Source organism: Bacillus sp. DB-2 (genome assembly GCF_003315125.1).
Taxonomy (GTDB): Bacteria; Bacillota; Bacilli; order Bacillales; family Bacillaceae_G; genus Bacillus_A; species Bacillus_A mycoides.
This window is the reverse complement of sequence record NZ_QNRN01000004.1, coordinates 273,871-299,277: the sequence shown is the minus strand read 5'-3', so window position 1 is coordinate 299,277 and position 25,407 is coordinate 273,871. Positions and strand designations below refer to the sequence as shown.

Here is a 25,407-nt window from a genome sequence, read left to right as displayed (position 1 = left end):
AGTTAATCTCCACTTATTATTTTTATTAAATACATAAAGGAGATACAACATGGGGTTAATTTATAAAGTTGCTGATCAAGCTTGGGAATTTGAAAGTATACATAAATTGAATTATAAAACATTTGTAGAAGAAATTCCGTAACATGAAGAAACGAAAGAGCATGTTCGTATAGATCGTTTTCATGAAGAAAATACTTATTTAATTTGTTTAGATGGTGATAAGTTAGTAGGTATGGTTGCGTTGCGAGGAAAACGACCATTCTCATTAGATCATAAAATTTCAAATTTAGATTTTTACTTGCAAGAACATGGAGAAAACGTATATGAAATTCGTTTACTTTCAATTGTAAAAGTAAACGAGGCAGTACCTGCTTATATGGACATTGGTATGTACGAAGAAAATGAAAGTATCCCATACTCCCATTCATGGAATTTAATTTATGCATTGCAAGAAGCATTAAAAATATTTGAAGATGAAATGGTATTTGAAAAAATAAAAGAGACGTATACATATATTGAACAAGCTATTACTACTATGGGTTTAAATCTTGTTTCACCTAAAGAACATGCCGCGCCAATTATAGTTACCATTCAATTAAATGAAGATCAGTCTTCTAAGGAGCTAGGTGATGCGTTAGCATTACAAGGATATATTTTTCATTATGAATCAGCGTATTTACAAAAGAATAACTGGATCCAAATTGCATGCCTGAATCATTACAAAGAACGTGATATGAAAAGGATGTTGAATTGTTTACACAGATGTACATTAAAGAATGGCGTACATATATGAGCAATGATTTTTGAACATAGTTGGTTGCGTATAAAGGGATTATTACTTACGAAAACTTAAAAATGAGACAAACAGTAGATTATAAATTATTAGAAGAGGTGTTAGCATGATAACTAAAAAACTACCATTACATATAACAGACATTAAAAAAGCTCAAAACATTTTAGACAGAAATGCTCGTAAAACTCCTTTAGTAAAATCATTTTATTTGACTAGTAAAACAGGCGGAGAAATTCACTTGAAATTAGAAAATATGCAATTAACGGGTTCTTTTAAATTTCGTGGTGCGTTTAATAAAATGTCACAGTTGACAGATCAAGAAAAAGAGCGAGGCGTAATTGCTTGTTCCGCTGGTAATCATGCGCAAGGAGTTGCTTTATCTGCTCATTTACTTGGTATTAAGAGTAAAATTGTGATGCCGATTTCTGCACCGAAGGCGAAAGTTGAAGCAACTAGAGGATACGGATCAGAAGTGATTTTATATGGTGAAACTTTTGATGATGCGAAGGCAAAATGTGAGGAGATTATTAGGAAAACAGGTGAAACATACTTACATCCATATGATGATGTAGAGGTAATGGCTGGTCAAGGTACAATTGGTTTGGACATTCTTGATGATATGTGGGATGTTGATACGGTCATTGTACCAATTGGCGGAGGTGGAATTATTTCTGGAATTGCTGTTGCATTAAAGTCTTTTAATCCATCAATCAATATAATTGGTGTACAAGCTGAAAATGTTCATGGGATGAAGGCATCTTATGATAAAGGGACAATCGTAGAACATTATGAGGCACCTACTATAGCAGATGGTTGCGCAGTTAAAATACCAGGTGATTTAACTTTTGAAGTTGTAAAAGAATTAGTAGATGATATTGTAACAGTGTCAGAAGGTGAATTAGAAGTAGCGATGAAAGACTTATTACAGCGTGGTAAAGCCGTTGTAGAAGGTGCAGGTGCACTAGCTACTGCTGCTCTACTTGCAGGGAAAGTGGATACATATATAAAAGGGAAAAAAGTAGTAGCGGTTATATCTGGTGGGAACGTAGACTTGCAACGTATATCAAGTGTTTGTGAGCAATTTTTTGTAGCTAATGAAGTGAAATAGTATTTAAATAACATAAATTTTATGAAAGCAGAGCTAAGAAAACTAATCTTAGCTCTTACTTTTTGTCTACTGTATAGTAAATTATTATATGTAATCGTCTATATTCAAAGATAACTCAAATAATTATATCAATATTGTCGAAACAGAAACAGAAATTTAATATAATGGTTTTAATGTATGAATGAGCTGTTAGGAGGATAGGCCATGAATAAGGAAGAACAGGTCATGAACGGTTTCAGGGAATTATATAATAAGATGGTTTGGCTAAATAAGGATAAGATGGAAGCAGGTCTGAAGGGTTTTAAGTCTTCTGAAGTACATTGTATTGAATATATTGAAAACAATACAGATTCTAACGTGACACAACTTGCAGAGGCTTTTTATGTGACTCGCGGTGCAATAAGTAGAATGACTAAGAAGCTCATAAAAAAAGGCCTTATTGAAAGCTATCAAAAGTCGAAAAATAAGAAAGAAATTTATTTTAGGCTTACCGAACAAGGGAAAGAAGTTTATAAAATTCATGAAGAACTGCACAAAGAGTTTCAAGAGCGGGATAAAGCTGTATTTGAGCAAGTAACCGAGGAAGAATTCGACAGTATAATTAACTTCGTGGAAAAGTATAGTAGGCATTTGGATGCAGAAATAAAGAAACAAGGTATACATATTAAGTCATAATAAAGTTGAAGAATTCGGGCTTTTACAGGTAGTTAATCCCGAAAACTAACTTATTTTCCCGTTCATGCGGGATACATTTAAATAATAAAAAGGTAGCCTGTTCATAGTAAGGCTACCTTTTTATTATTGTATTTTTGTTGACTAATCAACAAAACAGAGTTATTATTTTGTTGACGAAGCAACAAAATGTTTTAAGGAGAGAAGTTAAATGTCTATTTTTAGATCACAAAATGAAAGCGAAACTGAAAAAAACATAGATAAACATGCTTTAATATTCGGCCTTATTTCTGTATTTCTTTGTGGTATAGGTTTCAGTATCATTATGCCTGTAGTGCCATTCTTAGTGCAGCCTTATATAAGTAGTCCAGAAGAACAGGCTCTAGTTGTTACGCTACTGACCTCTGTTTATGCTGTCTGCGTGTTTTTCGCTGCTCCTGCAATCGGGGCTTTGAGCGATAAATATGGCCGTCGTCCATTACTTTTAATATGCCTTTTCGGTTCCGCAATCGGGTACTTAGTTTTTGGTATAGGAGGGGCTTTATGGGTACTATTTGCTGGACGCATAATAGAAGGAATAACAGGCGGGAGTATAAGTACAATTTTTGCATATTTTGCAGATATCATTCCTCCAGAACAGAGAACGAAGTACTTTGGATGGGTGAGTGCAGTGGTAGGTGCAGGAACCATTATTGGACCAACACTTGGGGGATTACTTGCCAAGTTTGGTCATTCTGTACCTTTATATTTTGGAGCGTTCATAACTTTATTAAATGTCTTATATGGGATGAAATATATGCCTGAGAGTCTTGACAAAAATAATAGGTTAAAAGAGATTACTTTTGTAAGGTTAAATCCTTTTGTACAACTTGCAAACATACTTTCCATGAAAAACTTAAAATGGTTACTTGTCTCAGCGTTTTTACTTTGGATACCTAACGGATCTTTACAAGCAATTTTCACACAATTTACGATGGATACTTTTAGCTGGAAGCCTGCACTAATCGGACTTATGTTTTCAATTATGGGCTTTCAAGACATCATTTCACAAGCTTTTATAATGCCAAAGCTTTTAATCAAGCTTAGTGATAAACAAATAGCTATACTTGGAATGGTTTCGGAGATTATTGGCTACAGTTTTATTGCAGCATCAGCTTTGTTTTCCCTATATCCTCTTCTAATCGTTGGGATGTTACTGTTTGGTTTTGGTGACTCGATTTTCGGACCTTCATTCAATGGGATGCTTTCAAAGTCTGTCGATTCTAGTGAACAAGGGAGGATTCAAGGTGGTAGCCAATCTATTCAAGCTTTGGCAAGAATGATTGGTCCAATTATTGGAGGGCAAATTTATGTATCACTTGGTCATGTAGCTCCTGCTTTTATGGGGATGATTCTTATAGTAGTGGCAATAGGAGTTTTGTATAAAGGGACGCATGTAACTGTATAAACTATCTGCACTATTATGGTCTTTCTTTATATAAGGATGTCTCTACGGGAATCTTTCCTGAATGAATTGTATAACAGATAAATATAAGAACAAATAATAGGGTGTCAGAACTTAGGAACAAGTACTGGCCCCTATTTGTTTACAGTTTGAGAGCTAAGAAAAATTAAGAATTTATTCTGTAATGCTCTCATGGTGAAGGTTAAATAGAACTATCAATAATTAAAGTTAGCTTTTTTGAAAGTAAAAAGCTATGTAAATGACTAGATAGTTTAATTATGCTTGTGCTGAAGTAAATAATGACTCCATTTTTACTTTGCTCTTTTCTCGAATTTCACTGTCCGCATGGCGCATTACAAATTTATGCGCTATAGCGATTGCTAAAACATCATCTAATAAGCCGATCCCAATAATAGCAGCTATATCTGGAATGAAGTCGATTGCTAATACGTAATAAGATAAAGCAGCTAATATTATAAATTTCGCTTTAGTAGGTAACCCTTTTTTTCTCATTGTGTAGTATAAAATAATACTTTCATATACGCTTGATTTCCCGAGGTTTGCTGAGCTTTTTTTGAATTTTTTCCAAAGGGTCTGTTTCTCCATATAAACACTCCTATTACAAAAGCATAGATTTTTTAAAAGGATAGACAAAGAAGTAGGGAAATAATCAATTTTATTGTTTTTCTTATGTATATTCCATAAAAATAGGAAATTACCTGTTCAAAATAATATAATGTTTGTTTTGCAACGACTCACAGTGTCCCGTTACATAGTCTGTATTGTAAAATGTATGTGGATGATTTTATATTATTGCTAGTGAAATTGAATCTATCTATATTAGTGGTGATATAAAATCAGAGAGGTTGGTTCAAGCTGAAGAAATGCTAGAACATATGCAAAATGAAGAAAAGGAATTTGGTGAATGGTTTATACAGCAGTTAAAAAATATAAGTCATATTCCTGTTGATGAAAAAGTACATGATGGTCAAATGATTTTGAATAATGAATGTAAAATACTGGCGACGCCAGGGCATACTTCGGGGCATATTTCATTATATTTTCCAAATTTGGATTGTGTAATTACGGGAGATGCAGCTGTTCAAGATAATCGAAAATTAGTAATTGCGAATCCGAACTTTTGTTTAGATATAGAAAAAGCGGAGGAGTCTTTAAAGAAGATTAAAAATCTTAAAGCAACAAGATATTATTGCTATCATGGAGGGAAACTCACTGTATAAAATAATAAAAAAACGATCTATTTTAAAATAAAAAGATCGTTTTTTTAATTCATAGATTCTGCAATTTGAATCAAATCATTAACATTGAATTCTCTTTTTATATGCAGTTTGTTACCAATTGCAATTTTATATTGAAAACCATCTTTTTGAAATAGAAGCTCATATGCTAAATTAAAATGAGGGTTATATAATGCTTTCATATTATTTTTAAAATTATAGAACTTTGTTCCCTTGTGTACATATTGGTCTAATTTATTGTGAACTGGTGAAACCGTGATTTTTAAAATCCCACTAATATTTTCATTATAGTAACGTAGTTCCAAATTATCGTTATAGATGTAACCGTGAAATTGCTGAATTTCGAACGGGAATTTGGTAGGAGTAAGTATATGTTCCTTACACTTCATTTCATATTCTTTTACAATAGTAGCTTCTTTCATAAGAGGATTAGTTCCATCATAAATTTGATTAATTTGAGATATTTTGTTGTTTTTTGTTACTATTTCTAAAATACAACCGATAGTAAATCCATCATCAGTGTCTTTGAAATAAGAAATAAGAAATAAGAATTGTAGTATCCTCTTTTGGAGATGGTACTATTTTAATTTCATGAATAGGTTTTTCCTTTTGGAAAGTAGGCAATTCAATCCCTTCTGTTACATATGACTGCATTAATTTTTTATCATTTTTGAGTAAAGCTTGTTTAAATTCACTTATCACATTTGTTTGAGATTTTGCCATAATAATTGAGGTCGATTGAAAATATAGTAAGAAAAATATGCAAAATATCTTTATGAATGTAGTGGTCAATTTCATCATCCTTTAACTATGTTTCCGTAAATTTGAAATATATATGTATAGGAGGGGAGAAGATGAGTTTATTGTTCGATGTAATAATGGATATAATTTTATTTTATCCTCGAAATGACATGAAATTAAAACACCATATTGCCAAATTAAGCGAATTTGAGTGGTTTCGAAGGTTACACGAAGATCCGAAATATACAGGTCTAATTTGGAGTAATAGAAAAATTAAGAAGTATATTTTGAATTCGACAAACATGGAAGCATTAATAAAATCCGAGAAAAAACAAAAAGAATTTGTGCATCTAATACACGATGAAAATAAAAAAAGAAGATAAGAATTTTTTTATTTTTCATATTTGGCGAAACAAATGGTACAATGAAAGCTAATGTGAAAAATAAGGAAAAGAAGTGGTCTATTTGAAAAACTTTTTAGAATTAGGAATTAGTGAAACTTTTAATCATACATTACGTGAAAATGGAATTACAGAAGCAACACCGATTCAGGAGAAGGCAATTCCTGTTATTATGTCAGGTAAAGATATTATTGGGCAGGCGAAAACAGGAACGGGTAAAACGTTAGCATTCGTGTTACCGATTTTAGAAAAAATCGATCCAGAGTCTAGTGATGTTCAGGCTTTAATTGTTGCACCAACAAGGGAACTAGCACTGCAAATTACAACTGAAATTAAAAAAATGCTTGTTCAAAGAGAAGATATTAATGTACTAGCGATATATGGCGGACAAGATGTAGCACAACAATTGAGAAAATTAAAAGGTAATACACATATTGTTGTAGCGACACCAGGACGATTATTAGATCATATACGACGTGAAACAATTGATTTAAGTAATCTTTCAACGATTGTACTAGATGAAGCAGATCAAATGCTTTATTTCGGATTCTTATATGATATTGAAGATATTTTAGATGAGACACCTGATAGTAAACAAACGATGTTATTCTCAGCAACGATGCCAAAAGATATTAAAAAATTGGCGAAGCGTTATATGGAAGAGCCGCAAATGATTCAAGTACAAAGTGAAGAAGTAACGGTAGATACAATTGAGCAGCGTGTCATTGAGACGACAGATCGTGCAAAGCCAGATGCACTTCGTTTTGTTATGGATCGTGATCAGCCATTTTTAGCAGTTATTTTCTGTCGTACAAAGGTTAGAGCAAGTAAGCTTTATGATGATTTAAAGGGACTTGGTTATAATTGTGCTGAACTTCATGGTGATATACCTCAAGCGAAACGTGAAAGAGTCATGAAGAGTTTCCGCGAAGCTAAAATTCAGTACTTAATTGCGACTGATGTAGCAGCTCGTGGACTTGATGTAGATGGTGTAACGCACGTATTTAACTTTGATATCCCTGAAGATGTAGAAAGTTATATTCACCGCATTGGCCGAACAGGACGTGCAGGTGGATCAGGTCTTGCAATTACGTTTGTTGCAGCGAAAGATGAAAAACATTTAGAAGAAATTGAAAAAACGCTTGGTGCACCAATACAAAGACAAATAATCGAACAACCGATGATAAAAAATGTAGATGAAAATGGAAAACCGGTACAAAAGCCAGCTCCAAAGAAATCAGGTCAATATCGTCAAAGAGATAGCCGTGAAGGTTCAAGAAGTGGTTCAAAAGGTGGTCCAAGAAACGATTCAAGAAATAGTTCTAGAAATGATAACAATCGATCATTTAATAAGCCAAGTAATAAGAAAAGTAGTACAAAACAAGGTCAGCAAAGACGTGGCCGTTAAATAGTTATTATTCAAAAAGAGTCGCAAAGTGTTGCGGCTCTTTTTTGTTTTTATACAACGAAGTCGATATAAGTACAAGGGTGATTGCATAGAAACAACCTTTGAAATTTCATTCACCGTATTAAAAATAAATTTTAAAATTCATAAAGGAAATATAAAGTAGGTTGTTGTATATGTACGATAACAGGAAACTTTTCACATACTAAACATATACTTTAAATAAACCGACAGTCGGTCCGTAGGAAGGAGTACATGAATGAGGATCGTAAAAGAATATGGGGAGCGTAGAAATGAAATTTTAGAAACTGCTGAACGTTTGTTTGTTACAAAAGGGTATACGAAAACTACAGTAAATGACATTTTAAAAGAGATTGGTATAGCAAAGGGGACGTTTTATCATTATTTTAAGTCGAAAGAAGAAGTAATGGATGAAATTATTATGAGGATTATTAAAGCGGATGTTGCTAAAGCGAAAGCAATTGTCTCTAACCCTAATATCCCAGTTTTGGATAAGTTATTTCGAGTTTTAATGGAACAATCACCAAAATCAGGAGATGTAAAAGATAAAATGATTGAACAATTTCATCAGCCAAATAATGCGGAAATGCATCAAAAAAGTATAGTACAATCAATTATTCATTTATCTCCTGTTTTAGCAGAGATTTTAGAACAAGGAATCGCTGAAGGCATATTTTCTACGCCATACCCACAAGAAACGATTGAATTATTACTCTCTTCAGCACAAGTCATATTTGATGAGGGTTTATTCCAGTGGAAGCCGGAAGAAATGATGAGGAGGGCTAAAGCTTATATCAAAATGATGGAAGCATCTGTTGGAGCGAAAGAGGGAGCCTTTGATTACATGGTGGAGGTTTTAATCAAACAGAAATAGTAATTTTCTGTTTGGATATTATCGACCGGCAGTCGGTCTGAATCGAATGAAAGGTGTGATAAGTATGTCAGCTAGTATAAGGTCTTCGATGAAAGATTTTCACTTAATGGTGAGTGGACAAATCATTACTATTTTAGGTTCAACACTTTTACGTTTTGCCCTGTCATTATATGTGCTAGATATAACAGGGCGTGCTGATATATTCGCAGGATTATATGCGGTAACGAGTATTCCGTTTTTACTAGCTCCTCTCGGCGGAGCGATAGCAGATCGTTTCAATCGCCGTAATTTAATGGTTATTTTTGACTTTATCAACGCTGCGATTGTATTAAGCTTTATAGTTTTGTTATTTACTGGACCTGTATCTATTATATTGATTGGAACAATTATGTTTTTACTAGCAGTCGTTAGTGCAATGTATTCACCTGTTGTAATGGCGAGTATTCCGCAATTAGTTCCAGAGAATAAGTTAGAGCAAGCGAACGGTATCGTAAATGGTGTGCAAGCATTGTCAAATATAGTTGCTCCTGTATTAGGAGGAATACTGTACGGCATAATTGGTTTGAAAATGCTCGTAATAATAAGTTGCCTTGCTTTCTTTTTATCTGCGATTTTAGAAATGTTTATTAAAATACCTTTTATAAAAAGAGCACGAGAAAGCCATATAATACCGACAATTGTAAAGGATATGAAAGAAGGATTTATATATGTTTTAAAACAACCATTTATTTTGAAATCTATGCTTTTAGCTGCATTACTAAATTTAATACTTACACCGCTATTTGTTGTTGGTGCTCCAATTATTATACGAGTAACAATGGAAAGTAGCGACACGTTATACGGAATTGGAATGGGATTGATCGATTTTGCTACTATTTTGGGTGCATTATCAATAGGTTTTTTTGCGAAAAAACTACAGATGAAAACATTGTATTACTGGATGCTTTTAATAGCTTTATTAGTACTACCAATGGCACTATCAGTTACGCCAGTTATTCTTAATTTAGGATACTATCCACCATTTATCCTCTTTATACTTTCTTCTATTCTAATTGCAATGATCGTGACAATTGTATCCATCTATGTGATTACTGTAGTCCAAAAGAAAACATCAAATGAAAACCTAGGAAAAGTAATGGCAATTATAACAGCGGTATCTCAATGTATGGCACCAATTGGGCAAGTCATTTATGGTTTTATGTTTGAAGGATTCAGTATGAAAATTTATTTACCTATATTAGTTATTAGTTTCATAATGATAATAATAGCGATAGTGACGAAGAAAATATTATGGAATGAAGGGAACTAGCTCCATATGATTAGGAGAATGTTAAAAAGAGATTTCTCTCAAAATAAAATGATAATTACCATTCTATTTATGTTTATCATGTTATCAAGTCTTTTAATCGCAAGTGCTTCAAGTAACGTTATAAATCTATTGAACTCAACGGATCAATTGTTTAAAGTATCAAACGCACCGCACTTCGTACAAATGCATGCCGGAGAAATAAACCAAAAGTCAATTGATTCATTTGTAGCGCAAACTCCTTTTGTAAAAAAACAACAAACAGCAGAGATGGTTCAAATAGGCGGATCTAACATTTTTATAAAGAAGAAAAATCAAGCGGAACATAATAGTGTAATGGACATTAGCTTCGTTAAGCAAAATACTATTGTTGACTTTTTATTAGATTTAAATAATGAATTGATCGATGTTAGGAAAGGGGAAATAGGTGTACCAATTTATTATATGCAAAAATATAATTTGCGTATTGGAGATAAAGTAAGGCTTGTGAAAAATAATAATGAGCTAGAATTTACTATTTCGGCATTTGTTCGTGATGTTCAAATGAACCCATCACTTGTTAGTTCAAAACGATTTGTAATAAGCGATGAAGACTTCGAAAAAATAAAGGGTAATTTTGGAGAAAGTGAATATCTTATTGAATTCCAGCTAACAGATTTAAATAAAATAAATGAATTTGAAACTTTATACCAGTCATCAAACTTACCTCAAAAAGGTCCCTCTATTACGTATTCACTCTTTAAAACACTCAATTCATTAACAGATGGAATAATAGCTGCAGTGCTGATCATTATAAGTGCATTATTAATGCTAATCGCGATTTTATGTATTAGATTTACGATTATGACTTCAATGGAAGAAGATTATCGGGAAATTGGTGTTATGAAAGCTATAGGCATTCAAAGTAAAGATATTCAAAAACTATATGTAACAAAATATGTTGTTATTTCAGCTATCGGATGTATATGTGGATATATCCTTTCGTTATTTGTTACAAAAATATTTACCTCTAACATCGCACTTTATATGGGGACAGCTAATAAAAGTATTTTATATTATGTTGTGCCATTGATAGTCACAACATTGTTATTTCTAGCCGTTAGCCTTTTTTGCCGCATCATTTTGCGGAATTTCAGGAGAATTACAGCAATAGACGCTTTACGATCAAGAGATAAACTAGGAAAAAGAAAGATTAGAAGATTTTTTTCTCTCTATCAAACTAAAATTACAAATGTAAATATATTTATTGGTATACAAGATGTAGTGAAACGATTTAAGTTATATCGAGTATTAAGTATCGTTTTAATTATTGCAGTGTTCATGATTGTTGTACCAGTTAACTTTTTGTACACGATTCAGTCACCGCAATTTGTTAATTATATGGGAACAGGAAAGAGTGATATACGAATAGATTTACAGCAATCTGAAAATATAGAAAAACGGTTTAATGACGTTATATCGTATGTCGGAAACGATGAAGAGGTAGAAAAATATGCAGCATTTGTAACGAGTACATTTAAAATGGTGAAAGCTGATGGTACACATGAAAACTTAAATGTAGAAGTGGGAGATTTCGCCCAATTTCCAATAGAATATGTTAAAGGTATGGCACCAAAAAATGAAAATGAGATCGCTCTCTCTTATATGAACGCAAATGAATTAAAAAAGAATATAGGGGATGAAATCGTTTTATTTGTAGAAGGAAAAGAGAAAATGCTAACTATTAGTGGTATATATCAAGATGTAACGAATGGAGGAAAAACAGCTAAAGCGAGTTTTTCTTATAATAAAGAAAATATATTATGGTACGTAGTAAATGTAGATATGAAACCCAAAGTGAATCTACAAGAAAAAGTGAAGGAGTATAAACAAAATTTTAATTCTGCAAAAATAACAGATACGGATAATTATTTATCTCAAACTTTAGGAGAGACAATTAAACAATTAAGACTCGTGACACAAGTGGCAATTTTGATTGCTATATTGATATCGGTTTTAATAACTGCGATGTTTTTTAAAATGTTATTGGTAAAAGATTCTTCGCAAATATTAATTATGAAAAGTATCGGCTTTTCCTACAAAGATATTCGTATACAATATGTTACTCGTTCTATTTCTATAGTATTAGTAGGTATTTTAACAGGGACATTTATAGCTGCTACGTTTGGAGAAACACTAATAAGCTGGTTAGGTTCATTTATGGGAGCAGCTCACATAAAGTTTGTTGTTAATCCAATCATTTCTTATGTAATTTGTCCAGCTATTTTATTTATATCTGTGACCGTAGCAACACTTTTCAGTAGTTTTACAGTGAAACAAACAAATGATTTAAAGCTAAATGGGGAGTAGGAGGTGTGTAATTTGAAAAAAATTTTAGAAGTAAAACAATTAAATAAAAAATACGAAATGGATGGAAATAAAACTTACCATATGTTAAAAAATATAAATTTAGAGATTTATGAGGGAGAGTTTATATCGGTTATGGGACCTTCTGGTTCAGGGAAATCGACGTTACTATATAATATTAGCGGAATGGATCAAATGTCATCAGGAAGTGTGAAAGTTGATAGTAAAGAAATAACATGTATGAAAGAAGAAGTGTTAGCAAAATTACGACTCAGCGAAATGGGATTTATTTTTCAACAGAGCAATCTTCTTAGAAATTTGAATCTTTTTGATAATATAGTTTTGCCTGCGTATTTAGCAAAATTTGAGAGCAGGAAAATAATAAATAAACGTGCACTTGAATTGATGAAAAAAACGGGAATTAGTCAAATTGCAACTAATAATATAACTGAAGCATCAGGAGGAGAATTACAAAGGGTATCTATTTGTAGAGCACTCATAAATAAACCTAATATTATTTTTGCTGACGAGCCAACGGGTGCTTTGAATTTAAAAGCGACAGAAGAGGTAATGGATATTTTAGCAAATATAAACCGTATGGGAACTACAATTTTGCTAGTTACTCATGACGTAAAGGTAGCAGCTAAAACAGAAAGAGTTCTTTTTATGGTGGACGGGGAAATTGTTAGCGAAATACAGATGGGTAAGTATAGAGACGATGATTTGAAAGTGCGAGAAGAGCAGTTGTTAAAATGGTTAACCGTACTTGGATTTTAAAGAGATAATATTTTTGACTCCTATTGAATATAGGAGTTTTTTCTTTGTTTGAAAGTTCAAAAAGAGATATAATAATTTTCTGACTATTGATTATGGAGGGGTATAAATGAAAAATGAAACGTTACGTACACAAGAAGATATATTAAAAATGCTTGATTCATTATTAAGACCTGCAGAACCATTTTGGAATGAATTTTATGTGAATAGAGAAAAAGATGTTCCGTTTTTTGAAAATGTTCCAGATGAGAATCTAGTTTCGTATATACAAAAAGAGAGTGTTTCAAAAGGGAAAGTATTAGAACTTGGATGTGGTCCAGGAAGAAACGCAATTTATTTAGCGAATGAGGGATTTGATGTAACAGCAGTAGATTTATCTATAGAAGGTATTAATTGGGCGAAAGAGAGAGCATTAGAAAACGGAATAGAAATACAATTTGTTTGTGAATCGATTTTTAATTTGGATTTTCAAGATGAATATGATTTTGTATATGATTCCGGTTGCTTGCATCACGTTCCACCACATAGAAGAATGAATTATGTTGATCTAGTTAAAAACTCATTAAAATCGGGTGGTTATTTCGGATTAACATGTTTTGCAGCAGGTGATTTGAATGAGCGAAATGGATCGGAAATAACGGACTGGGATGTGTATAGAGGATGGAGTTTGCAAGGTGGTCTTGCATATTCAGAAGAAAAGTTAAGAGAGATATTTAAAGAATTTGAAGTAATTGAAATTAGAAAAATGAAGCAAATTGAACAACCAAATAATATGTTTGGAGAATCATTTCTTTGGACAGCATTATTTAAGAAGAAATAAAACATAGATAATTGACAAACTCATGGTTTTTATAGACAATACACTTATAAGAATATACGTTCGGTTTTATTGTCCGATGTATGTTTTGCATAAATACATAACAAGGGGATGTCTCTAAATGGGTAACACAAATCAAAAAATCACTACATTTTTAATGTTTGAGGGCAAAGCTGAGGAAGCGATGAATTTTTACACATCGCTATTTAATCAATCAGAAATTGTAAGTATCTCTCGTTATGATGAGAATGGACCAGGTAAAGAGGGAACTGTAATTCATGCAACTTTTACGCTAAATGGACAAGAGTTCATGTGTATTGATAGTTATGTAAAGCATGATTTTACATTCACTCCAGCTATGTCTCTTTATGTAACTTGTGATACGGAAGAGGAAATCGAAACCGTTTTTAATAAACTAGCACAAGATGGAAAAGTTCTTATGTCTTTAGGTTCATATCCGTTTAGTAAAAAGTTTGGCTGGTTAAATGATAAGTATGGTGTGTCTTGGCAGTTAACTCTTGCTGGAGATGAATAATTAAAATAATATGGTGACATTAACGTCATAACAAAAGGGATGATTCAAGATTAATATGTATCATCCCTTTTATTTTTTGTTTTACAAACGTCACTGGTTTTTAAAGAACGTTTCATTGTTATAACTAAAGAAGAAAGACCATCGTTATTCAATAAGATTAAAATAGATTTAGCTACCCGTTGTATTTATAACACCTTTAGGTTTGTATATAATATAAAACTGCTAATTTAATTTTTTAGCTTATCTAGTAATGGAATTCATTAACTGGAAGAAGTCTTTAAAAAGTAATTTGGATACTTTATTTGAAGGTATGGTTTACGAATTAAACAACCTTCAAAAAATATAATAGTTGAAATTTGTTGGTTTTAGAATGAAGAAATTAGGCTCAATATACCAACTAAATTATTCATAATTGAGTTGTGGTATAATTTACATACAGGGGGAAAGTAGATGACACAACATAAAGAAGAGCAAATGAATGAGGCATTAGCATTATTTTACTTTGCATATAAAACTTTTACAGAAAAACCAGATGAAATAATAAAAGAGTATAGTATACAGCGTGTACATCATAGAATTCTGTTTTTTATCGCTCGTTTTCCAGGGCTTAGTGTAAATGAGCTGTTATCACTTTTAGAAATAAGTAAACAAGCTCTTCACGGACCGTTGCGCCAACTGTTAGATAAAGGACTTATTGAGAGTAATGAAGCTGCACATGATCGTCGTGTGAAACAGCTGTCTTTAACAGAAGAAGGAACAGACTTAGAGAAAAAACTGAGCGATGTTCAAAGAGAACAAATGGGAGCTATTTTCTCACAGTTTGGCGAATCGTGTGAAGAAAATTGGCATCAAGTTATGAATGAAATGGCAAATAGCCGTTCAGGATTTGATGCATGGACGTCTAAGCGTGAAATACCAGTAGAATAAAAGATAGAAACAGTATCTTGTTTTGTAGTTTGGAAAATCAAAAATTTTTATCTGTATATTTGGCAACTATGGATAAAAAATTCACATTGCCAAAAACTTTATATGTGTACGTATTGAAATTTTAAAATTCATATTTCCGAGAGGGGAATTATAATGATAAAACTTGTACTCATTCGTCACGGACAAAGTTTGTGGAATCTTGAAAATCGATTTACAGGATGGACAGATGTGGATTTATCAAAGAATGGATTAAGTGAAGCGAGAGAAGCAGGAACAATATTAAAAAAGAATGGATATACATTTGATGTTGCGTATACCTCGGTACTAAAACGAGCAATTCGTACATTATGGATTGTACTGCATGAAATGGATCTCACTTGGGTCCCTATACATAACTCATGGAAGTTGAATGAACGCCACTATGGTGCACTACAAGGATTGAATAAAGACGAAACTGCAAAAAAATATGGAGATGAACAAGTTCATATTTGGAGAAGAAGTATAGATGTGAGACCGCCTGCACTTACTGAAGATGATCCTCGATATGAGGCGAACAATCCAAGATATAAAACGTTAAAAAAAGATGAATTCCCATTGACTGAATGTTTAGAGGATACGGAGAAAAGAGTAGTTGATTATTGGCATTCAGAAATTGCATCGTCATTAAAAAGTGGTGAGAAAGTAATTATTTCATCGCACGGTAATACAATTCGTTCGCTAGTGAAATACTTAGACAACCTTTCAAGTGATGGTGTGGTTTCATTAAATATTCCAACTAGCATTCCGCTTGTTTATGAGTTAGATGAAAAATTACGTCCGATTCGTCATTATTACTTAAGTATGGATGGAGAAGTACCTGAAGGGGAAATTCCGAAACATATTTCTTTTTAACATGAAAATTTGAAACGCATGCTTGTCTACATATACAATGTAGATTCATGATAAAGTGAAACTTTAATCAGTGGAGGGTGTTCATCCCGCACTGATTATTAGCCTTCACCAATCGGGCTTTTATGGGCAGTTGATCCCGCACCTAACGTCTTTGCTTTCGCTGAATTTTGAGGTGGGGGGCTTACTGCTCGTTAATGCGGGATAAAAGACGTGGCCTGCTTCTAATGTATATGCGATGTTGCTAACTTTAGAAGGTTGTCCACGTCTTTTGTCATAAAGAGAGCTGTTTGTGCATGTAATGGTATCGTGAGTAGTTTTGGAATGGAGGGTGATGTGATTGACGATCTCTAACATTCGAATTGGCTTATTTATTTTAGCAATCGTTTTTATTGTTCTTGTTTTCTTTTATTGGAGAAATGAAGAGTTGTACGAGGAGAAGAAACAACGAATTCGAAAAACGTGGTACGGTTTGTTCATAACATCAGTCACAGTTTATTTCACGATAAAAGGAATAGATTTAACCCTCTGGAAAAATCTTTTAATGTTTACTGCGATGGTAATTTTCGTTGATATTGCATTCATTTTGACACCAAATATTTCAGAAATATGGGGCGCAAAATTCAGCGATATTGGAAAGACGGTCCAATCAATTAAAAGGTCATTAATTGCTTCAAAAGCAAGGGGAGAAATATATACGACAATTATTCAAAATGTGAATCCAACAGCCTTTGGGACAATGGAATGGCATACGGAAGAGGAATATACAAAAAGCTTAAACACATTTTTAGATTCATATGGGGAAAAGATTGGTGCGAAAATTGTTGTATTTGAAGCGGTGAAGGAATTAAATACAAACTTTCGTGGTATCCGCTCTCAATTTAGTATTATGGTTCCATTAGAACACATCGAGCAATTGAATGAGCAGAAAGCGGTGCAAGTAGAAAATGTCGGAATTATACCAGCAAAAATAGTTAGTGATGTTTTCATTGTTATTGATGGGAAGAAAAATAACCTTCAAGATCGAGATTTTGAAAATGTATATAATTTAACAATTCATCATAGTTATTTTAGTAAATGAGGACAGAATCTTTTTCTGTCCTTTTCACCTATACATAAAGGGAGAACAAATTCAGACAAGCTTGTATAAAATTGGACAATCATTCCTACACTAGCACGTAGAGGTGATTGTAGTGATAAAAGATTATGACAATGATTTTTTTAAAGAAGATAATGAAGATACAACAGATTTCTCTTTAATAAAAGGAGATACTTTGCAGCAAGTAGAAGAGTTAGAAGAAGAATTAAAAAGAAAATGATACGTGTACACTCTGTCTGCATTTGCTATATAATATAAATAAAAGGTTGTATCTTTTTGAAAAGGGGGAGAAGAGATGGCAGAAGTAAATGCTCAAAAATCTTCGTTTTTTAAAACTAAAAAAGAAGAATCAAATACAGATTTCTCTCTTGTGAAAGGTGCATTAACAGAAAATATAAATCGTTTAGAAAAACTTATGGATAGTAATAGTTCGAAATATACTCGAGTGAAAAAAATACAGGAAAATGCATAAGAGCATTTTCCTGTATTTTTTATTTTGCATTAAACTTTTCTTTTACTTTTAAAGGTAAATCCGCTTTTTGAATTTCTTCATAGGATTTTACTTCAATCGATGATATTTCATTTTTATCTTTATTTTCTTGGTCTACATAAATGCACAAAAATGCCTTTTCATTTAATTTTTGATCGTTTGATTGTTTTTTACTTCTAAATGTAATTTGTTTTCTTACTCCATCTTCATCATATGCCGGCAATGTGTAGTTCCGTAAGTTTCTACCTTCTATCTTTTCAATAAACCCTTCACCTTTTATCTGTACGTAATATACATCCTTACCGATTCTATTTAGAGAAGCTCTTTCGCACCCGATAGTTAAGTTGCAAAATAATAAACTTAGTGTAATAACAGATAAAAATTTTTTCATTTTCATTATCTCCTTTAAATTATGTATTTAAAGTATGCGGTTATTTTTTAAATAGAAAAATCGATTTTGATTACAGCACTCTTACAATCTTGTAAGAGTATAGCTTATTTACAATAAATTAAAAAATATGAGGATGGAATGAATAGGTTATAATGAATTTTTGAAATCTTAAAATAAAAGTAAAATAATGAATCATGGTATAATAATAAAGGACGTACATATTATTTTGTCAATTGGAGAGGAGCTTAAAAATGTATTCTACTTTAGAACAATTAACAAAGCACCCTGTATTTTATCATTTTGCAGAAATTTCAAAGATTCCTAGAGGATCAGGTAATGAAAAAGAAATTAGTGATTACTTAGTGAGTTTCGCAAAGGAACGTAATTTAGAAGTTATTCAAGACGAAGCGTTAAATGTCATTATAAAAAAAGAAGCTACTTCTGGTTATGAGAATGTTCCAGCTATTATCATTCAGGGGCACTCTGATATGGTGTGTGAAAAAAACCAAGCGACAGTTCATGATTTTGAGAAAGATCCAATTGAATTAAGGATTATTGGAGATATGTTATATGCAAACGAAACTACTTTAGGTGCTGATAATGGTATTGCCGTTGCATATGCATTAGCATTATTGGATTCAACAGACATCCCGCATCCAGCTTTAGAAGTTGTTATTACAACTGAAGAAGAAACGACAATGGGCGGTGCATTCGCTGTTGATTCAAATCATTTTGACGGAAAAATATTTATTAATATTGATTCTGAAGAAGATCATAAATTACTAGTGAGTAGCGCAGGTGGTGCGAAAGCAGTTGAAACGATTTCAGTGATTTGGGATGAAGCGTCAGTAGATATGGACACATACCGACTATATGTTGGGGGACTTAAAGGTGGACATTCTGGTTTGGAAATTGATAAACAACGCGGTAATGCGAATAAAGTATTAGGACGAGTTTTACGTGATTTATCACTTCACATTCAGTTTAATATGAGTGAAGTTCATGGCGGCTTAAAAACAAATGCAATTCCGCGTGAAAGTGTAGCTACAATTTTATTACGTGCAGAAGATGTACAGCAAGTAGAAGAAAAACTAAAATCATGGACACGTATGTTACAAGAAGAGCTACGTGCTGTTGATCCGGATGTTCATGTTTCACTTACAAAAGTAGAAGAAAAGGCGGAAAAAGTCTTTTCTAAAGAAACACAAAAACAGCTTATTTCTTCATTATTCTTAATTCCAAATGGTATACAAAGTATGAGCATGGATATTAAAGGTCTTGTAGAAAGCTCAACTAATTTAGGAGTTATTCAAACACTGCAAGATGAGATTAAATTACGAAGCGAAGTGAGAAGTTCTGTAAGTAGCTTAAAACAACATATTGTAGATGAAATTAAGTATATTGCGGAATTAGTAGGGGCAACATTTGAAAAAGAGTCTGAATATCCAGAGTGGCCATATAATCCTAATTCGCCTATCCGTAATTTATTCGAAAAAGTGCACCAAGAAAAATACAGCAAAGATGCTGAAATCTTCGCAGTACATGCAGGAATTGAGTGCAGTGTATTTGTTCAAAAAATGCCTGAGTTAGATGCTATTTCATTCGGTCCAGATATCTTTAATGTTCACACTCCAGATGAACATATTAGTATTTCTTCTGTTGTGAATAACTGGGGATTTTTCGTTGATGTAATGCAGGGAACGAAAGAATTAGCTAAGTAATAAAAGACGGAATAAAAAGCAGCCTAAATTTATAGGTTGCTTTTTTGTATAGAATTTTATGTGAAGCAAAATAATGGCAAGAAATTTACCTATTGTTGATTTAAAATAAAGTTTGATAAAAAGATCTATTTTGCAGAGTATCTCTTTCTTCAACAATCGGGCCATTTAATTGAATAAGACTACACAAAAAAGTCGCTTTCCCTTACCTAAGAAAAGCGACTTTTTAGATTGGTTTTCCCCTTATTATCAAGCTTTTTACTTTAAGTTCCTTTGACTAATAAGGTTTACTTCAGTAAAATAAGGTATATTATATTTGTTGAATAGATTCTCTTTAAAGACAAGAAAAGTAGGTGAACAAAGTGGGGAAATATCAATTGGATTACAAAGGTCAGGCAGCTGTGGCAAAGTTTCATGAAAAACAGACGCCTGCCAAATTTGATAAAAAGCAGCAACTTGAAAAATTGCGTGCGGAGTATTTGAAAAAGAAGCAAAAACAAACAGATAAATAATACGTTATGTTTTTCTGAATTTTCTTTATGTAATGCAAACAAACACAAGAAAATAGGTAAGTTATTCATCGTTCAAATATATACAGGCTATTTTTTCAAACCTCTTACTTAATGAACTAAAAAGTCGATTCCTTGAGATGGAAATCGGCTTTTTTAATAAGTGACATTTCCTTAGCGTTGTAAATCCGCATTTTCCTGACGCTATCCCAAGAAGTAATTATCTACCACAGTCGGGCGCTTTAATTGAGTGATGTTCACAAAAATCATCAAAATTTTTTATAAAAGGATGATTCAATTGAATATAGAAAAAGCGTGTTTTGATCAATCTTTTTTTCAAAACACGCTTTTTCTATTCGCTCTTTTATCAAGGTTTATTAAGTTAAGTTAATCAAACTTTATTCAAAAGCTACACCTATGTAAAAGTGCTGCTGTAATATTATATCCTCTTGATAAGGAGAAAGTATTACTACACAAGTGTCATGTGAATTTCATGTACCGTAATTTAAATAAAAAAATAAAGAGTTTCAAAAAAATATAAAATGGTTTTCTTGTCCGCATTCTCGGATTTATTATAACTTGGTTAATTTGACTTGTGTAATTTATTACGTTATGATTTTTCATTATAACTGAAAGGCTTGAAGATAATGATTCGTCGTTTGAAAAAGTTTAAAAATGTCGCTGTCGTATTAAGCTTCTAAGGAAATTGCAAAAATCTACAATACTTAGAAGCGAGGAATATAGTTATGAAGCATCCATTATTTAATCATTGGTCTGAAACAAAGTATTTAAAAGATATAGTAACAAATCCACTCATTGAAGTAGGAGAGTACTCCTATTATTCAGGGTATTATGGAAATCAAAATTTTGAAGATGGTTGTGTAAGGTATTTATGGGGCGATGCTAAGTCCCAAACACTTTTCAATCCAATTGAACAGATGGGTTGGCATCTTGATAAGCTCATTATTGGAAATTATGTTTGTATTGCAAGTGGAGTTGTCATTCTAATGGGTGGGAATCATAATCATCACGCTGAATGGATTACAGTGTATCCATTCGCTGAGCAAATCGGACAATCTTATGAACCGAAGGGTGATACAGTCATTAAAAGTGATGCCTGGATTGGTATGAATGCTACAATAATGCCTGGCGTTACAATCGGTGAAGGTGCAATCGTTGCGGCAGGATCTGTCGTATGTAAAGATGTTCCGCCATATACAATAGTGGGCGGTAATCCTGCTAAGGAAATAAAAAAACGGTTCACTGATACAGAAATTAATATGCTAATGGAAATGCGTTGGTTTGATTGGGATAGAGAATTGATTAAGAAGGCAATTCCTCTTTTATCTAGTCCAGCCATTGAACCATTATTTGATTTTTATAAAAATGAAGTAAAAAATAAATAAATCAGCTAGAAAAACTACATTCAATATAGGATGTAGTTTTTTTATTATTTGTACTAGAAACAATTATGAAATAATCTCCCCATTATGGTTTAGTTTTTATAAATTATCTTAAGAAAGATTAAGAAATATAACCAGTAGTTCTTAATATGTTTTATTTATAATTCAAATGATTGCACAAAATTGTTTCTTCATTTTGCCTTCAAGGTGTTCCATCGCGAATTACTCGCCCGGAGGTAGAAAAGGTAGTTTATATGTTAGAAGTTTCAGCGATACTCTAAAAGCATCCACCTGAAGTATCTAGTGGGCAGCAACATGTGTACTTGTGCATGAGCCGGCCATTATACAGTTTATAAAATCTGCAGCAATGATTCTTTTTTTGAGATAGCGAAAATGGATTTTTTTATGCAATTCATTTTGTTTTCTTAACAAAATACCTAGTGCTTTCTTATCTTAACGGGGAACAAATTTATTACTTAGATGGTCTATTACGTGTATTCCTAAAAATGGATGTCCAAATTGAATACAATATATCCCGTTTGATATCTATTTTTATGTATTGCAAAAATATGAAAGGACTTATTATTTTGAAAAATAAAAGGATATATATTGGTGGGGTACAAGTTTAATACTTTTACAGATGAGGCATTGCAAGTGGAAACGAAAAAGAAAAAGAAACAACCCAAACGGTAGCTTATCAATCATAGAGACGTAGGAGAATATATATGATAAAACAAGTCGTAGACGTAAAAAACATTCAAAAAGTGTACGGTAAAAAAGGTGAGAATCAATCACACGCATTAAAAGGTGTTTCATTCTCGATTCAAGAGGGGGAGTTTGTTGGGATTATGGGGCCATCTGGTTCTGGCAAAACGACATTATTAAATGTAATTTCAACTCTTGATAAAGCGATAGGTGGCGTTATTGAAATTGCAGGAACGGATATTACGAAAATGAAGCAAGGTGAGCTTTCTGATTTCCGTTCGCAAAAGTTAGGATTCATTTTCCAAGACTTTAATTTATTAGAGAATTTATCTATTTACGAAAACATTGCACTTCCATTATCCCTTCAAGGTGTCCCATCACGAAAAATTGGGCCGAAAGTAGAAAAGGTAGCTGATATGTTAGGGATTGTAACAATACTTCAAAAGTACCCATCTGAAGTATCTGGTGGACAGAAACAGCGTTCAGCAGCAGCACGTGCGTTAGTGCATGAGCCTGCAATTATTTTAGGGGACGAGCCAACAGGAGCTCTTGATTCTAAAAATGCAACTAGTTTACTTAATGCGATGACAAATTTAAATAAAGAACAAGGCGTATCGATTATGATGGTTACGCATGATCCATACAGTGCAAGTTACTGTCAGCGTATTTTATTCATTCAAGATGGTGAGTTATATAAAGAAATTTTAGACGTGCTTGCAGATTTAGGCACACAAAAAGCGTAAGAAAGGAGGTTTGGGCATGTTATTTAAACTTTCCATGTCAGGGTTGAAAAGTAAATTGCAAGATTATATTGTATTACTTATTGGTCTTATTGTATCTATTTTTACTTTCTATATGTTTCAAACGCTATCACTAAATAAAGTGTTCCTTGAATCTAATGCAAACATTGGTCCTATTGTATTAATATTCCAAATAGGTTCCTCTTTATTAGCGATTGTAACATTTTTTTACATTATGTATGCAAACTCTTTCTTATTATCTCTTCGCCAAAAAGAGTTTGGTATGTATATGATGTTAGGAGCAAAAAAGTATAAAGTTACATTACTGATGTTCCTTGAAACAATTATATTAGGTGCGGCGTCACTTGTGATTGGGATTACAAGTGGTGTAGGACTTGCAGAAGGTATCGGACAGTTATTAATGAAACAATTGGAGTTGACTGGAGAAGGTTACCAAGCTTTGTACATTCCATCAATGGTCGTTACTTGCATCTTCTTCTTTGCATTATTTGTACTATCAGCAAGTATGAATAGTATTAAATTGTCACGTATTTCTATATTATAACTTGTACATGCAGGTGCACAAACAGAGCGTGGCGCGGTAAAAGGAAAAATGACAGTTGTAGTTGCATTACTTGGTCTGATTTTGTTAGGTATTGGTTATGCATCATTGCTCTATATACCACAGGCAAAAAATCTAGGAACCGTTCCTACATTAATGGCTCTTGGATTAATCGCAGCAACTGTTAGTACTTACATGTTGTTTGGATCACTTCTCCCAGTTATGATAAAAAAAATAAAAAGTAATAAAAAGCGTAGTGAAAAAGGGCTTAATGCTTTTACCTTTGCTCAATTAAACTTCCGCATTAATGGCTTAACAAATGTGCTTGCGACGGTAGCAATCTTAGTAGCCCTTGGAGCAGGTGGAATTGCGTGTGGTATGGCATTTAAAAACGACGTTTTAAAGCAGACTGATAAAGGAACAATTTACGATTCGGTAGTTCATAATCCAACAGCAGAAGAAAAGAACATTTTGAGTAGTATTTTATTTCAAGAGAAACTTGAATATCGTTACAAAGTAGATGATAAGTATGTTTATTATATAAAAGAAGAGCTAGAGAACAATCATCCTTTAGTAAAAGATAGAAAAAATGAGAAGATAATGAAAGTTTCAGAAGAGATTCCCATGGATGCATTTGCATTGTCAAGACAATGGGGTAAAGAGGATGCAAAATCAAAACAATGGAGCGACGCTTTCGAAACAATTCAGCCAAATTATATATATCCTAATCATAAAATAAAAATTGTAGATCAAAACATATACGATAGTATGAAAGGTAAAGAAAGTACTGTGTTTATTGGGAAAACAGATGATTTTGAAGCATATTTAAAAGAATGGAAAAAACTTGATGAATTACAGGTAGTTAAGTATAAAAATGTGAAATCTAAAGAGCTGTATAGTAAGTATCAACAATATATTGCAAATCAAGGTTTTTCCAGCGGACTAATGTTTATGGGGTTCTTCGTTGGAATTGCGTTTTTAGCAATGATGGCAAGTTGCTTAATGTTTAAAATTCTATCTGGTGCATTTAAAGATAGTATACGTTACCAAATGCTTCGTAAAATTGGTGTTCGCCAGGAATTATTAACACAATCGATTTATAAGGAGTTATCCTTCGTATTCTTAGTCCCAGCAATTATCGGGATTGTTCACATATTAGTTGGTATGAATATGTTTGGCCCTCTTTTAATCGATCCGTATTTTCGTATTTGGTTACCAATTGTTATTTTCATAGTGATTTAATCGATTTACTACTGGATTACAGTTCAATTGTATAAAAGAATTGTACTTCCGAAAGAAGGTTAATGTAATAATGTTATGTATACTAAGTATCATCATAATTGGCCCCCGTTATGATGAAGTGAAAAAATATCATGTAAGCAAAATAGAAAGTGGATTTGAGATACAAATATGCAGCAATGAGCGGCAGAAAGTGTTAGAAAAAAAGTAAATACAAGTAGGGGGCGCATTTCATGTATA

At 32.6% G+C, this 25,407-nt stretch carries 22 protein-coding genes and 4 pseudogenes; 23 read left to right on the top strand and 3 right to left on the bottom strand.

Annotated elements, in window-relative coordinates:
* The first annotated feature begins 49 nt into the window (after positions 1 to 49).
* From DET63_RS09235 to DET63_RS09220, 4 genes and pseudogenes are all read left to right on the top strand, one after another.
* A pseudogene (locus DET63_RS09235) lies at positions 50 to 793 on the top strand (GNAT family N-acyltransferase).
* Between the two features lie 106 nt (positions 794 to 899).
* A complete protein-coding gene (tdcB, locus tag DET63_RS09230; RefSeq protein WP_113936510.1) occupies positions 900 to 1,901 on the top strand; it encodes a bifunctional threonine ammonia-lyase/L-serine ammonia-lyase TdcB in 1,002 nt (333 codons plus the stop codon).
* A 204-nt stretch (positions 1,902 to 2,105) separates the two neighbouring features.
* Positions 2,106 to 2,576, top strand: coding sequence for a MarR family transcriptional regulator (locus tag DET63_RS09225; RefSeq protein WP_113936509.1), 471 nt, complete (start codon positions 2,106 to 2,108; stop codon positions 2,574 to 2,576).
* Between the two features lie 208 nt (positions 2,577 to 2,784).
* Entirely contained in the window at positions 2,785 to 4,020 is a 1,236-nt protein-coding gene (locus DET63_RS09220) for an MFS transporter (RefSeq protein ID WP_113936508.1), read from the top strand.
* Positions 4,021 to 4,293: 273 nt separating this feature from the next.
* On the opposite strand, the gene DET63_RS09215 is transcribed toward DET63_RS09220, so the two are convergent.
* Positions 4,294 to 4,623: a YkvA family protein gene (locus tag DET63_RS09215; protein ID WP_078174372.1), complete on the bottom strand. Its 330-nt coding sequence runs from the start codon at positions 4,621 to 4,623 to the stop codon at positions 4,294 to 4,296.
* A gap of 203 nt (positions 4,624 to 4,826) precedes the next feature.
* Between DET63_RS09215 and DET63_RS09210 the strand changes: the two are divergent.
* Positions 4,827 to 5,258 (top strand): annotated as a pseudogene (locus DET63_RS09210) (MBL fold metallo-hydrolase); the annotation flags it as partial.
* A 44-nt stretch (positions 5,259 to 5,302) separates the two neighbouring features.
* On the opposite strand, the pseudogene DET63_RS09205 reads toward DET63_RS09210, so the two are convergent.
* Positions 5,303 to 6,068, bottom strand: a pseudogene (locus tag DET63_RS09205) (hypothetical protein).
* 62 nt (positions 6,069 to 6,130) lie between these two features.
* On the opposite strand from DET63_RS09205, the gene DET63_RS09200 reads away from it, so the two are divergent.
* From DET63_RS09200 to spoIISB, 13 genes are all read left to right on the top strand, one after another.
* Positions 6,131 to 6,400, top strand: coding sequence for a hypothetical protein (locus DET63_RS09200; RefSeq protein WP_113936506.1), 270 nt, complete (start codon positions 6,131 to 6,133; stop codon positions 6,398 to 6,400).
* A 73-nt stretch (positions 6,401 to 6,473) separates the two neighbouring features.
* Positions 6,474 to 7,826, top strand: a complete 1,353-nt coding sequence (locus DET63_RS09195; RefSeq protein WP_002141774.1) for a DEAD/DEAH box helicase — start codon at positions 6,474 to 6,476, stop codon at positions 7,824 to 7,826.
* Positions 7,827 to 8,082: 256 nt separating this feature from the next.
* Positions 8,083 to 8,718: a TetR/AcrR family transcriptional regulator gene (locus DET63_RS09190; RefSeq protein WP_002069302.1), complete on the top strand. Its 636-nt coding sequence runs from the start codon at positions 8,083 to 8,085 to the stop codon at positions 8,716 to 8,718.
* A gap of 46 nt (positions 8,719 to 8,764) precedes the next feature.
* The gene (locus DET63_RS09185) at positions 8,765 to 10,027 is read left to right on the top strand and encodes an MFS transporter (RefSeq protein ID WP_258550631.1); all 1,263 of its coding nucleotides are present in this window, start codon (positions 8,765 to 8,767) and stop codon (positions 10,025 to 10,027) included.
* Positions 10,028 to 10,033: 6 nt separating this feature from the next.
* Positions 10,034 to 12,373, top strand: a complete 2,340-nt coding sequence (locus DET63_RS09180; RefSeq protein WP_113936505.1) for an ABC transporter permease — start codon at positions 10,034 to 10,036, stop codon at positions 12,371 to 12,373.
* A 12-nt stretch (positions 12,374 to 12,385) separates the two neighbouring features.
* A complete protein-coding gene (locus tag DET63_RS09175) occupies positions 12,386 to 13,147 on the top strand; it encodes an ABC transporter ATP-binding protein (protein ID WP_113936504.1) in 762 nt (253 codons plus the stop codon).
* A 106-nt stretch (positions 13,148 to 13,253) separates the two neighbouring features.
* Positions 13,254 to 13,964, top strand: a complete 711-nt coding sequence (locus DET63_RS09170) for a class I SAM-dependent methyltransferase (RefSeq protein ID WP_113936503.1) — start codon at positions 13,254 to 13,256, stop codon at positions 13,962 to 13,964.
* A gap of 118 nt (positions 13,965 to 14,082) precedes the next feature.
* Complete coding sequence (locus tag DET63_RS09165) at positions 14,083 to 14,496, top strand: VOC family protein (RefSeq protein ID WP_113936502.1); 414 nt, start codon at positions 14,083 to 14,085, stop codon at positions 14,494 to 14,496.
* Positions 14,497 to 14,946: 450 nt separating this feature from the next.
* Complete coding sequence (locus DET63_RS09160; protein ID WP_002017049.1) at positions 14,947 to 15,423, top strand: MarR family winged helix-turn-helix transcriptional regulator; 477 nt, start codon at positions 14,947 to 14,949, stop codon at positions 15,421 to 15,423.
* A gap of 153 nt (positions 15,424 to 15,576) precedes the next feature.
* Positions 15,577 to 16,314, top strand: a complete 738-nt coding sequence (gene gpmA, locus DET63_RS09155) for a 2,3-diphosphoglycerate-dependent phosphoglycerate mutase (protein WP_113936501.1) — start codon at positions 15,577 to 15,579, stop codon at positions 16,312 to 16,314.
* Between the two features lie 337 nt (positions 16,315 to 16,651).
* Complete coding sequence (locus tag DET63_RS09145) at positions 16,652 to 17,392, top strand: type II toxin-antitoxin system SpoIISA family toxin (protein WP_113936499.1); 741 nt, start codon at positions 16,652 to 16,654, stop codon at positions 17,390 to 17,392.
* A 112-nt stretch (positions 17,393 to 17,504) separates the two neighbouring features.
* The gene (locus DET63_RS09140; protein ID WP_000588712.1) at positions 17,505 to 17,630 is read left to right on the top strand and encodes a hypothetical protein; all 126 of its coding nucleotides are present in this window, start codon (positions 17,505 to 17,507) and stop codon (positions 17,628 to 17,630) included.
* A 75-nt stretch (positions 17,631 to 17,705) separates the two neighbouring features.
* Positions 17,706 to 17,882, top strand: a complete 177-nt coding sequence (gene spoIISB / locus DET63_RS30175; RefSeq protein WP_172798766.1) for a stage II sporulation protein SB — start codon at positions 17,706 to 17,708, stop codon at positions 17,880 to 17,882.
* 19 nt (positions 17,883 to 17,901) lie between these two features.
* Here spoIISB and DET63_RS09135 read toward each other — a convergent pair whose 3' ends face one another.
* Positions 17,902 to 18,291, bottom strand: coding sequence for a YxeA family protein (locus DET63_RS09135; RefSeq protein WP_033733970.1), 390 nt, complete (start codon positions 18,289 to 18,291; stop codon positions 17,902 to 17,904).
* 251 nt (positions 18,292 to 18,542) lie between these two features.
* On the opposite strand from DET63_RS09135, the gene DET63_RS09130 reads away from it, so the two are divergent.
* The 5 genes and pseudogenes from DET63_RS09130 to DET63_RS09105 all read left to right on the top strand — a co-directional run bounded on the left by DET63_RS09130 (position 18,543) and on the right by DET63_RS09105 (position 25,233).
* The gene (locus DET63_RS09130) at positions 18,543 to 20,012 is read left to right on the top strand and encodes an aminoacyl-histidine dipeptidase (protein ID WP_016102002.1); all 1,470 of its coding nucleotides are present in this window, start codon (positions 18,543 to 18,545) and stop codon (positions 20,010 to 20,012) included.
* A gap of 359 nt (positions 20,013 to 20,371) precedes the next feature.
* A complete protein-coding gene (locus DET63_RS30170; RefSeq protein WP_002069316.1) occupies positions 20,372 to 20,521 on the top strand; it encodes a hypothetical protein in 150 nt (49 codons plus the stop codon).
* Positions 20,522 to 21,264: 743 nt separating this feature from the next.
* A complete protein-coding gene (locus tag DET63_RS09125; RefSeq protein WP_113936498.1) occupies positions 21,265 to 21,924 on the top strand; it encodes a CatB-related O-acetyltransferase in 660 nt (219 codons plus the stop codon).
* Between the two features lie 722 nt (positions 21,925 to 22,646).
* Positions 22,647 to 23,369, top strand: a complete 723-nt coding sequence (locus DET63_RS09110) for an ABC transporter ATP-binding protein (protein ID WP_113936497.1) — start codon at positions 22,647 to 22,649, stop codon at positions 23,367 to 23,369.
* A 16-nt stretch (positions 23,370 to 23,385) separates the two neighbouring features.
* A pseudogene (locus DET63_RS09105) lies at positions 23,386 to 25,233 on the top strand (FtsX-like permease family protein).
* The last annotated feature ends 174 nt before the right edge of the window (positions 25,234 to 25,407 follow it).

Bases quoted from the DNA above. Each gene is read 5' to 3' on its own strand.
- DET63_RS09180 (WP_113936505.1), top strand. From the start codon at position 10,034: ATGATTAGGAGAATGTTAAAAAGAGATTTCTCTCAAAATAAAATGATA.
- DET63_RS09160 (WP_002017049.1), top strand. From the start codon at position 14,947: ATGACACAACATAAAGAAGAGCAAATGAATGAGGCATTAGCATTATTT.
- DET63_RS09225 (WP_113936509.1), top strand. From the start codon at position 2,106: ATGAATAAGGAAGAACAGGTCATGAACGGTTTCAGGGAATTATATAAT.
- spoIISB (WP_172798766.1), top strand. From the start codon at position 17,706: ATGGCAGAAGTAAATGCTCAAAAATCTTCGTTTTTTAAAACTAAAAAA.
- DET63_RS09110 (WP_113936497.1), top strand. From the start codon at position 22,647: ATGATAAAACAAGTCGTAGACGTAAAAAACATTCAAAAAGTGTACGGT.
- DET63_RS09165 (WP_113936502.1), top strand. From the start codon at position 14,083: ATGGGTAACACAAATCAAAAAATCACTACATTTTTAATGTTTGAGGGC.
- tdcB (WP_113936510.1), top strand. From the start codon at position 900: ATGATAACTAAAAAACTACCATTACATATAACAGACATTAAAAAAGCT.
- DET63_RS09170 (WP_113936503.1), top strand. From the start codon at position 13,254: ATGAAAAATGAAACGTTACGTACACAAGAAGATATATTAAAAATGCTT.
- DET63_RS09220 (WP_113936508.1), top strand. From the start codon at position 2,785: ATGTCTATTTTTAGATCACAAAATGAAAGCGAAACTGAAAAAAACATA.
- DET63_RS09215 (WP_078174372.1), bottom strand. From the start codon at position 4,623: ATGGAGAAACAGACCCTTTGGAAAAAATTCAAAAAAAGCTCAGCAAAC.
- DET63_RS09130 (WP_016102002.1), top strand. From the start codon at position 18,543: ATGTATTCTACTTTAGAACAATTAACAAAGCACCCTGTATTTTATCAT.
- DET63_RS09125 (WP_113936498.1), top strand. From the start codon at position 21,265: ATGAAGCATCCATTATTTAATCATTGGTCTGAAACAAAGTATTTAAAA.
- DET63_RS09200 (WP_113936506.1), top strand. From the start codon at position 6,131: ATGAGTTTATTGTTCGATGTAATAATGGATATAATTTTATTTTATCCT.
- gpmA (WP_113936501.1), top strand. From the start codon at position 15,577: ATGATAAAACTTGTACTCATTCGTCACGGACAAAGTTTGTGGAATCTT.
- DET63_RS09190 (WP_002069302.1), top strand. From the start codon at position 8,083: ATGAGGATCGTAAAAGAATATGGGGAGCGTAGAAATGAAATTTTAGAA.
- DET63_RS09135 (WP_033733970.1), bottom strand. From the start codon at position 18,291: ATGAAAAAATTTTTATCTGTTATTACACTAAGTTTATTATTTTGCAAC.
- DET63_RS09185 (WP_258550631.1), top strand. From the start codon at position 8,765: ATGAAAGGTGTGATAAGTATGTCAGCTAGTATAAGGTCTTCGATGAAA.